This window comes from Bradyrhizobium sp. 930_D9_N1_4 (assembly GCF_052076015.1).
Lineage (GTDB): Bacteria > Pseudomonadota > Alphaproteobacteria > Rhizobiales > Xanthobacteraceae > Bradyrhizobium.
This window is the reverse complement of the sequence record NZ_CP197236.1, coordinates 1430153-1444776: the sequence shown is the minus strand read 5'-3', so window position 1 is coordinate 1444776 and position 14624 is coordinate 1430153. Positions and strand designations below refer to the sequence as shown.

Annotated in this window: 14 protein-coding genes; 6 read left to right on the top strand and 8 right to left on the bottom strand. The window is 64.1% G+C overall.

What is annotated here, in order from left to right; genetic code table 11:
- The first annotated feature begins 88 nt into the window (after positions 1 to 88).
- A complete protein-coding gene (locus tag AB7532_RS06710) occupies positions 89 to 292 on the top strand; it encodes a hypothetical protein (protein WP_441234021.1) in 204 nt (67 codons plus the stop codon).
- 1090 nt (positions 293 to 1382) lie between these two features.
- Here the strand turns inward: AB7532_RS06710 and AB7532_RS06705 are convergent.
- Both AB7532_RS06705 and AB7532_RS06700 read right to left on the bottom strand, forming a co-directional pair.
- Positions 1383 to 2444: a transglycosylase SLT domain-containing protein gene (locus AB7532_RS06705; RefSeq protein ID WP_441234020.1), complete on the bottom strand. Its 1062-nt coding sequence runs from the start codon at positions 2442 to 2444 to the stop codon at positions 1383 to 1385.
- Between the two features lie 443 nt (positions 2445 to 2887).
- Positions 2888 to 3706 carry an alpha/beta fold hydrolase gene (locus AB7532_RS06700; RefSeq protein WP_441234019.1) on the bottom strand — a complete coding sequence of 273 codons (819 nt, stop codon included), beginning with the start codon at positions 3704 to 3706 and terminating at the stop codon, positions 2888 to 2890.
- Positions 3707 to 3924: 218 nt separating this feature from the next.
- Between AB7532_RS06700 and AB7532_RS06695 the strand changes: the two genes are divergently transcribed.
- Complete coding sequence (locus AB7532_RS06695) at positions 3925 to 4848, top strand: LysR substrate-binding domain-containing protein (RefSeq protein WP_441234018.1); 924 nt, start codon at positions 3925 to 3927, stop codon at positions 4846 to 4848.
- A gap of 61 nt (positions 4849 to 4909) precedes the next feature.
- Here the strand turns inward: AB7532_RS06695 and AB7532_RS06690 are convergent, their stop codons facing one another.
- The 6 genes from AB7532_RS06690 to fliI all read right to left on the bottom strand — a co-directional run bounded on the left by AB7532_RS06690 (position 4910) and on the right by fliI (position 11164).
- Entirely contained in the window at positions 4910 to 6133 is a 1224-nt protein-coding gene (locus AB7532_RS06690; protein ID WP_441234017.1) for an NAD(P)/FAD-dependent oxidoreductase, read from the bottom strand.
- A 121-nt stretch (positions 6134 to 6254) separates the two neighbouring features.
- On the bottom strand, positions 6255 to 7214 hold the full coding sequence (locus AB7532_RS06685; RefSeq protein WP_441234016.1) for an AraC family transcriptional regulator: 960 nt from the start codon (positions 7212 to 7214) through the stop codon (positions 6255 to 6257).
- A 254-nt stretch (positions 7215 to 7468) separates the two neighbouring features.
- Positions 7469 to 8521, bottom strand: coding sequence for an anti-sigma factor domain-containing protein (locus AB7532_RS06680; protein ID WP_441234015.1), 1053 nt, complete (start codon positions 8519 to 8521; stop codon positions 7469 to 7471).
- A gap of 36 nt (positions 8522 to 8557) precedes the next feature.
- Positions 8558 to 9103, bottom strand: coding sequence for a sigma-70 family RNA polymerase sigma factor (locus AB7532_RS06675; protein ID WP_441234014.1), 546 nt, complete (start codon positions 9101 to 9103; stop codon positions 8558 to 8560).
- Between the two features lie 182 nt (positions 9104 to 9285).
- The gene (fliJ, locus tag AB7532_RS06670; RefSeq protein WP_441234013.1) at positions 9286 to 9705 is read right to left on the bottom strand and encodes a flagellar export protein FliJ; all 420 of its coding nucleotides are present in this window, start codon (positions 9703 to 9705) and stop codon (positions 9286 to 9288) included.
- A gap of 133 nt (positions 9706 to 9838) precedes the next feature.
- Positions 9839 to 11164 carry a flagellar protein export ATPase FliI gene (gene fliI, locus AB7532_RS06665; RefSeq protein ID WP_441234012.1) on the bottom strand — a complete coding sequence of 442 codons (1326 nt, stop codon included), beginning with the start codon at positions 11162 to 11164 and terminating at the stop codon, positions 9839 to 9841.
- Between the two features lie 415 nt (positions 11165 to 11579).
- On the opposite strand from fliI, the gene ctrA reads away from it, so the two are divergent.
- The 4 genes from ctrA to AB7532_RS06645 all read left to right on the top strand — a co-directional run bounded on the left by ctrA (position 11580) and on the right by AB7532_RS06645 (position 14473).
- A complete protein-coding gene (gene ctrA / locus AB7532_RS06660) occupies positions 11580 to 12281 on the top strand; it encodes a response regulator transcription factor CtrA (RefSeq protein ID WP_015688285.1) in 702 nt (233 codons plus the stop codon).
- Positions 12282 to 12449: 168 nt separating this feature from the next.
- Entirely contained in the window at positions 12450 to 12854 is a 405-nt protein-coding gene (locus AB7532_RS06655) for a DUF350 domain-containing protein (protein ID WP_441234011.1), read from the top strand.
- A gap of 1 nt (position 12855) precedes the next feature.
- Positions 12856 to 13254, top strand: coding sequence for a hypothetical protein (locus AB7532_RS06650; protein WP_441234010.1), 399 nt, complete (start codon positions 12856 to 12858; stop codon positions 13252 to 13254).
- Between the two features lie 58 nt (positions 13255 to 13312).
- Positions 13313 to 14473 (top strand): glutathionylspermidine synthase family protein, encoded by a 1161-nt coding sequence (locus AB7532_RS06645; RefSeq protein ID WP_441234009.1) that lies wholly within the window; start codon positions 13313 to 13315, stop codon positions 14471 to 14473.
- Positions 14474 to 14624: the final 151 nt, after the last annotated feature.

Below are 14624 nucleotides of genomic sequence, written 5' to 3'. Positions count from 1 at the left end.
CCCAACACTAGGTTGTTGGGCACCGGAAGCATGAACCTGCCCAAACACGCAGGCGACTACTTCGGGTAGATGGCGGCAGGAGCCTTCCATGAACCACTCGATTTACAGCGCAGATCGCTCGACCCACTTGAAAATCGTGGTCGTCGCCCTCGTCGCAGGGATCGCGGTCGCTGGCTTCGGCATCACGGCCCGCACCACAGGTTCGGATGAAGGCCTGACCCAGACCGCCCGCGTCATCAAGGCCGGCAAGCCGGTCGTTATCACCAGCTCGAACGCGTCCCTCGTTCGCTAAGGAGATTTTGAGTTTCAGGAATTCACGCGGCTCTTTACCAGCCCCCCAAAGTCGCCACGTGGATATGTAGACGACCCCAACCCCAAGTCGACTACAGAAAGCGCCCGCCCCCCACGGGCGCTTTCTCATGTCTGGCCCCCGTCATTGCGAGCGCAGCGAAGCAATCCAGAATCCTCCGCGGAAAGACTCTGGATTGCTTCGCTGCGCTCGCAATGACGGAGTAACAGCATCCGTCCCTCGCGTGTCCCGGACGCGGTGCGGCACGAAGTGACGCTCCGCAGAGCCGGGACCCAGGAAGCCGCTGGACTCCGCTGATGCATGGGCCCCGGCTCTGCAGCGCACCGCTAAAGGAGCGCTGCGCTGCGTCCGGGGCACGAGACTGTTGTGGAACGACTGACATGAGATCGCATTCTCGCGGCTTGTTCGCCCGAGCTTTGCTTGTCGTTTCACCCTCAATTGAAAGAGGGCGCAGGGAAGACCGGGTGCCGGCCGGGCACCCACGGTCCACTGTGCGAAAGGTGGCAACGAGAAGCTGCACAGCGGCATACAGGTGGAGCCGGGCATCCGGCCTTCCCTGCGCAGTGGGCTTACGGCTTATGTCGTGCTCTCCCCGGGGAGCGTTGCACTATTGCCCCCGTCGCCTTGCGGATGATCGACGCGAGGGCCCGGTTGGGCCGCACGCATCACCGCAAGACTTGGCGCACAGACCCCGGGCGCCAGGACCACACGATTTTGCCGTACGCGAGATCACCCCGGTCGTGCGCGCGACGCCTTCGCTCACGGTTGCCCGCCCTGCAAAAGCCCTTCGCGCCGATGTGACCCGCGTCCACCGCCGCCCGGCCCGCGTTCGTGACGATCGCGATACGCCCCTCTTCCTTGGGCCGGGTTAACGCCATGGATACGCCGTTTCCGAATTTCGGTAAAGTGGAATATTTTTGCCGGCGCGGGTTGACCGAGAGGCTGGGTGTTTTGCCCGTCAGGCAACGCAAGGGCTTGTGGCTGCCCCGCCGAACAGGTCTCGATCAGCCGCCTCCATGTCAAATTTCTGCAACTGGAATCAAAGCGTGGCAGGGCCTGGGCGACAACGGAGTTATTGGCTTGCCGCAGCCGCAGTCGCCACATATTTCGTGTAGAACTCGGCGACCCGGCCGCGCCACATGCCGACGAACGCCTCCGACGTCACGTTGTCCACCGATTTCCAGGCGCGCTTGAACGCCGGAAGTGCATTGCCCCAGATCGCGCGTTTGCACCACCTCTCACCCTTCTCCTTGCCTTCGCTGGTGGCACACATTGATTTCCAGGCGGTGCGGGCGGGCTGGCTGATGTGCTGAGCGGCGCCTTCCCAGCCCTGCTGATGGATCAGGTAGAGATCGCTCATGTCCGGCGTCCGGTGCGTGATCCACTCGAACTGGACGCCTTCGGTAATGATCTTGTAGGCGGCTGCAACGGCGTTGTCCCGCGGATTGCGAATCTGCCCGAAGCCGAACTTCCCGAACTCATAATGGCTCAGCTGAAACAGTCCGATATACGACCCGGTGCGTTGATTGGGGTTGAAACCGGATTCGATCTTGGCGACCGCCATCATGAAATTGAAATCGAGACCAAACGCGTCGGACGCGCGTTTGATCTCTTCGGCGGGCGTTCCGATCGGAATGTCCTTCAACGCACGCAAGACGATCTCCGCCGGTTTCTCGGCGGGCGGCAGTTCGGACCAGATGTAGTAGATGAGATAACGGAAATCCTGCGTCGACGCCGCTTTCGGAGCCCCATCGGACACATCGCGCGCTGGCGGCAGCGACTGGACGATGTCATCTCCCAACGACGCCAATTTCGGCCCGGCGGGATGATCGGCGATGTCGGCTCCGGTGCTCAACGGCGCGGAGCTTGCTGACGTGACTGCGTCAAGCTCTGCTCGTTCTGCCCGAAGCGCTGCCGCGAGCCTGGCGGATGCCTCCGCGTACAGCGCGGGCGTCACTACGTTCGCAGGAGGCACAATGTTGGCGGGAGCCGCCACGTTCGCAGATGCTGCAAAGTTCGCTGCCGCTTCCCGCATGACATCCGGCGCCGTCGCAGCCGATCTGTTTCCGGCGGCCAGATAGAGTCCCACGGATGCGATGACACCCACGACGCAGCTGGTCTGCCAAACCTTCATGGCCCGAAGTCCACGGATGGCTGCTGTACGAAGGGGGTTCGCATGTTTCCAGGGGCCTGTGGTCAGCCTCCTTCGTAAAATCTTAAGGTTTAAATGTGGTGAACGAGAGCAGGCTTCTGCCTCGCCGCTCATCGGACCTGTCCCGCTTTGGGTCACAAGCGGTCCTTCGCGGAAGGCATGCATGAGGTCGCCGATGGGCCAGAACCCGACGCGGATTGACCTGCTGGGTTTTTTCCCGTCGGCAACGCAAAGGCTTGTGGCTAGGCACCGCCGAACAAGTCCCAGTCACCCGTCTCCATGTCAAATTTCCAGAATTGGAATCAAAGCTGACCCGTCAACGGACCGCACTGCAAGGTCAGCTACGGGCAGTCACGACGACGAAACCCGACCCCTCCTCCATCTACAACCCCATACACATGGGGGATGACGGAGGAGGGAAGTCATCACGACCTGATGAACGAGAGCAGATCGGGGTTGAGGACATCCGCATGTGTGGTGAGCATGCCGTGGGGGTAGCCGGGATAAGTCTTCAGCGACCCGTTCTTGAGCAGGTCGACCGCACGCGGCACTGAACTTGCGAACGGGACGACTTGATCAGCCTCGCCATGCATCACCAGCACCGGCACGGTGATCTTCCTGAGGTCTTCGGTATAATCCTCAAGCCAGGAGTCGACGGTTGCGTAATGAGCGAGGGCACCACCGGCCATGCCCTGGCGCCACCAGTTCGCAATGACCGCCTCCGAAGGCTTCGCCCCATCTCGGTTGTAGCCGTAGAACGGATTCTCAGGGACGAAACGGTAGAACTCCGACCGGTTGCCCAGCACGCCCGCGCGGATCGCTTCGAACCACTCCGGCGGTTGACCCGACGGGTTGTCCTCGCTCCGGTACATGTTCGGCGTCAGTGAAGCGACCAGCGCCGCTTTCGCGACGCGCTCCTGATGGCGGGCGACATAGCGAGCCACCTCACCGCCACCTGTTGAGTGGCCGATGTGGATCGCGTCGCGCAGGTTGAGGTGTTCAGTCAGGGCCGCGAGGTCGGCAACCCAATGGTCCATGTCGTTGCCGGTGCCGGGCTGGTCGGATCGGCCGTGGCCGCGACGGTCGTGAGCGATCACCCGGTAGCCCTGGCGAAGGAAGAACGTCATCTGGGCATCCCAGTCGTCCGCTGTCAGCGGCCAACCGTGGCTGAAAACGATTGGCTGACCCGAGCCCCAATCCTTGTAGAAAATGTTTACGCCGTCTGTCGTCGTGATCGTGGCCATCGCGTGGCTCCATCTGCGCTGTTAGACATTTTATTGAAGATAGCGGTCAATTGATCCATTGAGCCACGCGTGACTCGATTTTCGGGCGTTTTCGAATAAAGGCCCAGCGAGACCTTGCTGTCCGTTCTTGGTTGGAGTGCGAAACGGTAAATCCCTCTTTGGCCGCTGACCAAGACCTTGTACGCTTCGAGCTATGCCTGGAAGATATACGAGGGACCATGGAGCTCCGGCACCTGCGCTATTTTGTTGCCGTCGCCGAAGAAGGCAGCCTGCTCACCGCCGCCGAGCGGCGACTGCACACCTCGCAGCCGTCGCTGAGCCGGCAGATCCGCGATCTCGAAGCCGAGATCGGCGTACAATTATTGGAGCGCCAGGCGCGCGGCGTGACGCTGACAGCCGCCGGGCGCGTGTTTCTCGATCATGCGCGGCTGGCGCTGCTGCAGGTTGAGGCCGCAACGGAGGGGGCCCGGCAGACGGCGCAACCGCAACGGCCCGTTCTCTCGATGGGTTTTCTCGTCGGGCTGGAGGTGATGTGGCTCCCCCAGCTGCTGCGGATACTCCGCGAGGAAGCACCCGACGTTGACGTCACGCTCAGCACCCAATCTTCACCGGAGCTCGCGCTGGCATTGATGCGGGGAAAGCTGGACATCGCTTTCCTTCGCCCGGAGAAAGACAACGAGGGCGTCGTCTTCAAGATGTTGGTGAAGGAGCCCTTGATTGCCGTGCTGCCGGCCCAACATCGTCTCGCGTCGCGCAAGAAGATTCGTCCCCAGGATCTCGCCCGCGAGATCTATGTCAGTTCGGCAAGAACGTCCCCGGTCTTGCAGGAAGTCATACAGAACTACGCAACCCGGGCCGGCATTACCCTCAAGGCGAAGTACGAAGGCGAGAACATCTCATCGGCCATGTCGCTCGTGGCGTCCACAGGCGGAATCAGCCTCGTACCCCTCTATGCGCAGAACATGCTTGCACCGAACGTCGTGGCCAGAGCGCTCGAGGGCGGCACGCCAACGGTCGATCTGGCGCTGGGATACAATCGCGCAAATCCGTCGCCCCTGCTCCGTCGTCTTTTGTCCCGCGCGGATGAACTGGTCGCAAACGTCCAGAACCAGAGCATCATCCGATACGTTGAAGCTCAATAGCTCGCGCCGCTGAACGTCTGCTTCGCGTCATTTGCCGTCGTTTGGCCGATGGACGCATAGCTCAGCGACGCGGTGTCCCATATGTCGGTGGCGGGGCTTGCACATCTGGCGCTGCCGCTGCGAACAGCTCTTCCTTGCTGCCCGACAGCGGCGGATAAATGCGCTTGCGGTTGATCGTCTCCTTGGTGGCCTTCGCGGCCGCGCCTGTCGCCCGCACCTCGCGGTCCCACCCTTCCGTGTAGAGGGCACCCCAGGCGCCGAGATCGAGCACGGTCACGTACCAGTCGATCCGCAGCGGCAGCATCGGCAAGCCTGCGAGATCGGCGACGACGTTGTGGCCGGCGAAGCGGCCCATGGGGCGGGCGAACTGGCAGGACATCACGGTCGGATGCAATCCGTCGATGACGCTGGAGGCGACGTCGCCGGCCGCGAATACGCCCGCGACATCCGCAACCTTCATGAAGGGATCGACCAGCAGGCGTCCAAGGCGATCACGCGCACCGGCGAAGCTCGCGGCGAGCCCGCTTGCGCGCATCCCGGCGCACCAGATCACCGTCTGCGTCGGGATGAATTCGCCCGAGCTCAGGCGCATGCCGGCCGCCTCGAGTGATGCGACACGCACGCCGAGCCGCGTCTCGACGTCGAGCGAAGCCAATGCCGTCGCGATGACGGGACGCGCATGCGCGCCGATGGTGGCGCCGCCCGCCTGATTGGGATCGACCAGGATGATGCGGCGGCTGCCGGTGATGCCGGCGCGCGCCAGCCTGTCGGGCATTTCGGCCGCGACCTCGATGCCGGTGAAACCGGCGCCGACCACGACGACCGTCGAACGCCCCGGGGACGGCGCGTTGCGTCCGAGCGAGGCGAGATGATTTTCGAGGTGGAGCGCGGCGGCATAGGTATCGACGTCGAACGCATGCTCGGCAAGGCCGGGGATGTCGGGACGCATCACTTCGCTGCCGAGCGCCAGCACCAGGCGGTCGTAGCCCAGCGTCTCGTCGCCGCGGCTCGTGACCAGCGAGATCTCGCGCCGCACGGGATCGATGGCCTCGACCTCGCCGATGCCATGCGTGACGCCAATCGGATCGAGCAATTGCGGCAACGGAAGTGCGACCTCACTGAGATCGGCCTCGTAATTGCGCACGCGAATGTTGTGATAGGGATTGCGGTCGACGAGACGGATCTCGATGTCGCTGCCGGCACCGATCTCGTCGCGCTTGCGCGCGGCGCCGATCGCCGCCCACAGACCTGCAAACCCGGCGCCGAGCACGACGATACGTGCCATGTCCGTTGACTTCGTTGTTTCAGGGAATCCGGCGATCTGTCTCGTGCCGGCAGATTAGCGCATTTCCCTGGATCGACCAACTGCGGCAGCGGCGCGCCGCTGCACAAAATCGCGGCGCGGCTTACGCCTCGCGCAGCTCCGACGGCGTCGCGCCGAAGCGCTTGCGGAAGGCGCGGTTGAAATAGGACAAATCGGAAAAGCCCGAGGAATGCGCGATGTCGCTGATCTTGCGCGCCCGCGCGCGGGGATCGCCGAGCAGTTTTCGCGCCAGCAGCAACCGCTGCTCCAGCACGAATTCCGTGAAGGTGGTGCCGGCCTGCTCGAACAGGCGCTGCGCCTGGCGCGGGCTCAAGCCCGAGCGCGTCGCGATCTCGGACAGGCACAGATCGTTGCGGCCGAGCGCGGACATCACGTCGGCGCGCATCAGATCGAGACGGGCCGCCGCATGGCCGCGGCCGCGCGCAAGGCTCGCATGCTCGGCATCGGTGCCGAGCAGCAGGCCGACGAGATCGACCATGTGCTGCGCGGTCAGGCGCTGGCCGACGGCGTCCAGATGCGGCGCGTGATTGGCGGCGAGCGCGTGGTAGCGGAAGATCGTCTCCGCGACCGCGCCGTCGGAGAGCACTTGCGAGAGCTTCTCTTCGGCGCGTGGATTGATCTCGAGCAGCGCGCGGCGCGGCATGCGGATGGACGTGAAGCGTTCGTCCTCGGTGTGGCCGACGGAGCCGGTGACGCCCATGTCGACGAGCACCATCTGCGCGGGGGCAAGCTCGACGGTATGACCGTTCTGCCTGACGCGGACGAGACCCGCATGTGCCGATATCAGCACGAGATCGTCGCTACCGTCGGCAAGATGGCTTTGCGTGCGTGAATATTGCGCCGAGGCGCCTTCGGGAATGGCGAGCGCGATGTTGTCGACCACGCTGACCTGGAGCCGGCAATCGATGCTGTCGCCATGGCTCGGCCCGATGTCGAGGCCACAGGAGCCGAAGGTCCGCTCGCGCCAATGTTCGAAAGCCGGACCCTGCGGCAGACCCGCATATTGGTGGACGAAGATGCCCGGCGTCTTTGCTGCATCCATCTGATTTCAAAGCCCCTCTCCGGCACCATGATCGGCGGCGCCGACTGCAAATTCCGGGGATTTGACGCGGGGAAATGGACGAAGGTTCAAATCCGGGGCCGATTTGGCGGGACTTGTCGCGGCACGACGGGGAAATGGACCGTGGCGACAGGAACGCGGGGTCGTAGCCCGGATGGAGCGCAGCGAAAGCCGGGGGTCTCACCTGGTGGCACGGATGTCCCGGATTGCGCTGCGCTCCATCCGGGCTACGGCACTTACTTCCTGGCCGGAACCTGCGGCTGCCCCGGCGGCACGGTCTCGATCAGCTTGCCGGAAAACACCGGCGCCGAGGTCGGCTGGCCATTGGGCGAACCGCCAGCCTGCTCGAGCGTGACCGCGTAGGTGGCGCCGTTGACGACATCGGGATCGTAGGAGCCGAGCAACGTGCGCGCGGTGAAATCACCCCCGTCGATCACGCCGAGCGAACGCGGACGCTGCAGCTTGTCGGAGATCAGCCAGAGCTCGAAGCTCTTGCCGGGCTCCGGCGTCGCGCCGACCTTGCGCACGGTGAAGTTCTTGGTCGTGCCGTCGACCGTGAGAATGAAAGCGGGGCCGCCGCCCTGGCCCTGCAACAGCGCGACGTATTGCGACGATGCCGTGAGCGGCGTCTTGACCTCGACAGTCTGGATCAGCGGTGTCGGACGCAAGGCGGCCGGCAACGCATCGGGCTGGAAAATCTGGAGCGACAGCGTCACCAGCAGCGCGGCCGCGAGAGCGCCCACGGCGGACGCGACGGTGCGCCAGCGCTTCACGCGGCTCTCGAGCCGGATCACATTGCCGTTGTCGGCGACCGGCGCCGGTGGTGCGCGCACGACCTCGGGATCGGGCGCATGGACCTGCGGCATGAAGATCGGCGTGCCGCTGGGAAGCGCGTTGGGGGCCGGCGGCACGATGCCGGGCTGCTCGGCTTCGGGAGACTGCGGCTCCGGTTGTTTCGTCTCCTCGGATGGCAATTCCGGCGGCGCCGTGTCGAGCGAGGAAACCTCCGGCGCGGGCAGCGGCGGCACAATTTCGGACATCGCAGGCATCTCCTGCGCAAAGTTCGTCCGCACGAGCTCGGATTTGATGTTCTCCCACACGATCGGACGCGGCTCGACCGAACCGACCATCTGGTTGAGGACGCCAATCCGGTAGGCCCAGGACTGCACGACATCGGCGAACACCTTGTCCACCGCCATCATGGCCTCGACCTGCGCGCGCTCGCCGGCATCGAGGGTGCCGAGCGCATATTCCGCGGCGAGCGCGATATGGTCCTCCGTGTAGGCCATCACATGCAGTCCAGAACCACCTTCACAACAAAACCCTCATAGTCCGAGGCACTCGCGGATATCCAACATGCTGCGCCGGAGCCACGTCTTCACCGTGTTGACGGGCGCGGCGAATTTTTCCGCCAATTGCTCGCGGCTCCAGCCGTTGTAATAGGCGAGAAGCACGAGCCTCTGACGGTCCGGCTCGAGCCGGCCGATGCATTCCAGGAGCCGCTTCAACTCCTCGGTCATTTCCCTCCGCGCCAGCGGATCGGGGCTGTCGCTTGCGACCTCCATCGCCTGCGGCTCCTCCTCGATGGAGACTTCCGTCTTCTTGCGCACGATGTCGATGGCGCGGTTGCGCGCGATCGACGCCATCCACGTGATCGGCGACGACAAGGCCGGATTGAACTGCCCCGCGCTGTTCCAGATCTTGACGTAAGTCTCCTGAATGACCTCCTCTGCGAGATCCTGTCGGCGCAAGATACGGAGGACGACGCCATAGAGTTTCGCACGCGTGGCAACGTAGAGACGCTCGAACGCGGGCTGATCGCCCTTGGCGACCTCCCCAATCAGTCCGACCAGCTCTGCTGGCGTCAGCATTCAGCCCCCCACACGCGGGCCCGTCGCGTTTCGCGCGGACCCTGGCACTCCGCTACCATAGCGCGCGGCAAAGCCCATCACCAAGGGGCGGGGCGCCAAACTGTGGATAGCAAACGCGAAAACCCGGACCTTGCGGGTCCGGGTTCTCCAAATTCTCGGCGGTTTGACCGCTGGCTGTGTCTTCAGGCGACGGCGCCGATGCGGGCGCGCATGAGGCCGATGCTGTCGAGATCAGCCTGCTCGCGGGCGTTCTCTTCGGCGCGCTCGCGGGCCTGGTCGCGCTCGTCGAGGAGCTCGACCTTCTTGAGTTCCTCGAAGGCTTCGGCCAAAGCGCCCTTGGCTTCGTCGAGCTGGCCCTTCAGCTCGTCGGCCGAGCGGGTCAGGTTCTCGCGGCGCTGGATCGCGGCCTTGGCATAGGTCGGATAGGCGAAATGCGAGGGATCGTTGATCCCGGCACGGTCTTGCTCGGTCGAGATCTCGCGCTCGAGATCGGTCGACATCCGCTGGAAGTCGGCGATCATGGTCTCGATCTGGGTGACCCGGCGGCGCTTCTCGTCGACCTGAAATTTCTTCAGGCGGATGAGGGTATCACGTGACTTCATCGACTCATACTCCCCAGAAGTCCCTTGGCTGCAAGACGTACACACATTGGGACGTCACCGGTCTCCCCACTGGCCCGACGGGGGCCAAGACCGGCTCTGCTACTCTGTGGGATGGGATGATGACGGGACAAAGTTAGCGTTCCGTTTCCAAATTGCCGAGGATTTGCGCCAATTGGCGGTAGCCGTCCGCCAGTGACGCATTTTCATCCTTCCGCTGCTTCAGGAACGCTTCCAGCGGCTCGTGCAGGCGGATCGCCTCGTCCACTTCCGGGCTGGAGCCCGCCCGGTAGGCGCCGAGCCGGATCAATTCCTCCATGTCGGCATAGGTCGCCATCACCGCCCGCGCCTTCTGGATGGTGGGCCAGAACTGCGGGTCGGCCGATTTCGGCATGGTGCGGGAGACCGATTTGAGGATGTTGATGGCGGGGTAGCGGCCGCGCTCGGCGATCGAGCGCTGCATCACGATATGGCCGTCGAGGATGCCGCGGACGGCGTCGGCGATGGGCTCGTTGTGATCGTCGCCGTCGACCAGCACGGTGAAGATCGCGGTGATGGCGCCCTCGCCCAGGCCCGGCCCGGCCCGCTCCAGCAGCTTCGGCAGCTCGGTGAACACGGTCGGCGTGTAGCCCTTGGCGGTGGGCGGCTCGCCGGCGGACAGGCCGATCTCGCGCTGGGCCATGGCAAAGCGCGTCACCGAGTCCATCAGGCAGAGCACGTCCTTCTCTTCGTCGCGAAAATACTCGGCGACGGCGAGTGTCAGATACGCTGCCTGGCGGCGCATCAGCGCCGGCTCGTCCGAGGTTGCGACCACGACGACGGAGCGCGCCAGGCCTTCCTCGCCGAGGTCGTCCTGGAGGAACTCCTGCACCTCGCGGCCGCGTTCGCCGATCAGCCCGATCACGCTGACCGCGGCATCGACGTTGCGCGCGAGCATCGAGAGCAGCACGGATTTGCCGACACCGGACCCTGCGAAGATGCCCATGCGCTGGCCGCGGCAGCAGGTGAGGAAGGTGTTCATCGCGCGCACGCCGAGATCGAGCGGCGCGCCGACACGCTTGCGCGAATGCGCCGGCGGCGGCGAGTTGCGGTACGGCATCGGCGCGGGCCCTTGCGGCAGCGGCCCCTTGCCGTCGATCGGCTCGCCCAGCGCGTTGATGACGCGGCCGAGCCAGGCCATCGACGGACGCACCTGATTGGCGGCGTTGGCGATGACCGCCTTGCAGCCGCGGCGGACGCCGTCGAGGCCCGCGAACGGCATCACGATGGCGTTGTTGCCGGAAAAGCCGATCACCTCGCAGGGAATGTCGCGGTTGGCGCCGGTCTCGATCACGAGCCGCGCACCGACCGACATCGCGTGAATGGGTCCGGCCACCTCGACCATCAGGCCGCGAACGCCAACGACGCGACCGTAAATATTGACGCCGTCGATATCGCCGATCTGTTCGGCAAGCGCCTTCATGAGAGGGCCGTCATTAAGGTGATCGCCTTTGTGATCCGGGGCTTCACGGGGAAAACCTTAAATTTCGCCATATTTCTGAACGGCGCTTAACTTCGTGTTTACCCGCATCGTTAATCATTGCGTCACTGTCTTTGTGACTGAGCGTGACTCCCCTTCAGAAGAAGGCTGAGTCGCGGGAGTCGGTTAGGCCCGTCTCTTAAAGTGGAACTTGAACGGAACCGGGTGACGAAACCTGCTTCACGCGCAAGACCTTAGGGCGATTCGAGAAAAATTGCACCGAGGGACTTGCGTTCCAGAATCAGGATTTGTTAACCATCTGTTGTCAGGATCCGAATCAGTTGTTCAAAGGCGTTTTGTTGAGTGCCGCGAATGCGGCCGACCTGACGCCCAGGAGCGGCGACTATGGGGAACTGGCATGCGCGTTTTGCTGATTGAAGATGACAGCGCCGTCGCGCAGTCGATCGAGCTGATGCTGAAGTCTGAGAGCTTCAACGTCTACACGACCGATTTGGGGGAAGAGGGCGTCGATCTCGGTAAATTATACGATTACGACATCATTCTTCTCGACCTCAACCTGCCCGACATGTCCGGCTACGACGTGCTCAAGCAGCTCCGGGTCTCCAAGATCAAGACACCAATTCTGATCCTCTCCGGCCTCGCCGGCATCGAGGACAAGGTCAAGGGTCTCGGCGTCGGCGCCGACGACTACATGACCAAGCCTTTCCACAAGGACGAGCTGGTTGCCCGCATCCACGCGATCGTGCGCCGCTCTAAGGGTCACGCCCAGTCGGTCATCCAGACCGGCGACCTCGTCGTCAACCTCGACACCAAGACCGTCGAAGTCGGTGGCCAGCGCGTGCATCTGACCGGTAAGGAATACCAGATGCTGGAGCTGCTCTCGCTCCGCAAGGGTACCACCCTCACCAAGGAAATGTTCCTCAACCATCTCTATGGCGGCATGGACGAGCCCGAGCTGAAGATCATCGACGTCTTCATCTGCAAGCTCCGCAAGAAGCTGGCCAACGCTTCCGAGGGACGCAACTTCATCGAGACCGTGTGGGGCCGCGGCTACGTGCTGCGCGAGCCGCACGAGCAGGAAGAGCGCATTCCCGCCTGATCCGGTTTACGTCGCGAGCCCTTCGGGGCTTGCTCCTCCCAGCCTGGACCCCGCCGCAAATGGCGGGGTTTTGTTTTTTGGGGACGCGAACGCCGCCCCATCGTCCTTGCGCCATTGAACCGCTACCCTTCCCCCGCCGACGAATGGTCGCTGCATGATGGGGGAACGATGATCCTGCAATCGCTGGCCGGCCTGCCCGCCTTCCTGGTCTATTTCTGCACCGGCCTGATCGCGATCGTGGCGTATCTGCTGGTCTACACCCGCATCACCCCGCACAACGAGTTCGAGCTGATCCGCGACAACGAGCCGGCGGCCGCGATCGCGCTCGGCCTCAGCCTGCTCGGCTTCGTGGCGCCGCTGGTCAGCGCCATCGCCCATTCGGCCAACGTGCTGGACTGCATGGTCTGGGCGATCATCGCGCTGATCGTGCAGATCATCGTGCTGTTTCTGGTGCGGGTGCCGGTGCCGAACCTGTCAGCGCGGATTGCCGCAGGCGAGCTCGCCCCGGCGATCTGGCTCGGCCTCTCCTCGCTCGCCGCAGGCCTGCTGAACGCCGCCTGCATGATCTACTGACATGGCGGACAAACCCTCCAAAAAGGAATTCGGCAAGCGCCGGCCGCCGGCCGAGCCGCCGCCTCCGCGGCCGCCGGTGAAGCGCTCCGGCCACGTCGCGTTGCTGGTGATGGGCACGCTCGCGGTCGGCACCACCGCGTACACGCTGATGCCGCGCCAGCACTGCGAGCCGGCTCCTGCCGGAACGGATCCAGCCGTGCAGACGAGCACCGCGTGCAGCAGCAGCCGCAGCTCCTCCAGCAGCGGCAGCGGCGGTTCGGGCTCGTCGTCGCGATCGAGCTTCTTCAGCAGTGATTCCTCGAGCCATTCCTCGTCGGGAACGTCATCGGATTCGGGCCACAGCAGCGTGAGCCGCGGCGGCTTCGGCTCGTTCGGCCATGGCTTCTCGGGCGGCGGCTAGCGCATGATCCGGAAAAGTGGCCACCGGTTTTCCGGCAAGATCATGCGCAGGAAATGACATGCAGCGCATCACCTGTCTCGAGCGCGACGACTGGCGGGAGACCGCCGCGCAATGCGGTTTCGTCTTCCACACCATCGGCGGCGACCGCTATTGGGACGAGCGCGCCTATTACGGCTTCACGCTCGACGAGATCGAACGCGGCATCGAAACGCCGACCGGCGAGATCGACGCGATGTGCCTGGAGCTTGCGGGCCGCGTCATCGGCGACGAGCGTCATCTGCGGCGCCTCAAGATTCCGGAAGCGTTCTGGGGCTTCATCGCCGAGAGCTGGAAGCGCGGCGACCGCAGCCTCTATGGCCGGCTCGACCTGAAGTTCGACGGCAAGTCGCCGGCGAAGCTGCTCGAATACAACGCCGATACGCCGACCTCGCTGTTCGAGGCCGCGGTGTTTCAATGGACCTGGCTCGAACAGGCGATAGAACGCCGCGTCATCCCGGCGCGCGCCGATCAGTTCAACTCCATCCACGAGCGGCTGATCGCGGCGTGGAAGGAGATTGCAGCCGGCCGCCATGTCCATCTCGCCGGCGCCACCGGCAATGAGGAAGACGCCGGCACGCTCGCTTATCTCGAAGACACCGCACGCCAGGCCGGGCTCTCGACCACGCTGCTCGACATCGAGCAGGTCGGCTGGCGCGACGAGGGTGGCTGCTTCGTCGATCTCGGCGAGAACGACATGGAGCTCGTCTTCAAGCTCTACCCCTGGGAATGGATGTTTCACGACGCCTTCGGCGCCAAGCTTGTGAGCGCGCCGACGCGCTGGATCGAGCCGCCGTGGAAGGCGGTGCTCTCCAACAAGGGCATTTTGCCGTTGCTCTGGGAGATGTTTCCGAACCATCCCAATCTGCTGCCCGCCTTCTTCGAGGATGATCCACGCGCTGCTGAACTCGGATCATCCTATGTGCGCAAGCCGCTGCTCTCGCGCGAAGGCGCCAATGTCACGCTGGTGTCGGGCGGCACGCCGCTCGACGAGCAGGCGGGCCCGTACGGCGCGGAAGGCTTCGTGCGGCAGGCGCTGTCGCCGCTGCCGAATTTTTCGGGCTGCTACGTGGTGGTGGGAAGCTGGCTGGTCAATCACGAGCCGTGCGGGTTATCCATCCGCGAAGACGCAAGTCCGATCACGGGCAACCGCTCGCGCTTTCTGCCGCATGCGATTTTGTGAGGCTCCCGTCATTCCGGGGCGCGACGCAGTCGCGAGCCCGGAATCCATAACCGCAAGCAGATCGAACGGCCCCTCGCTAACCGCCTGCCTTTTACGATGGCCTGTGGTTATGGATTCCGGGCTCCGCGCTTACGCGCGGCCCCGGAATGAC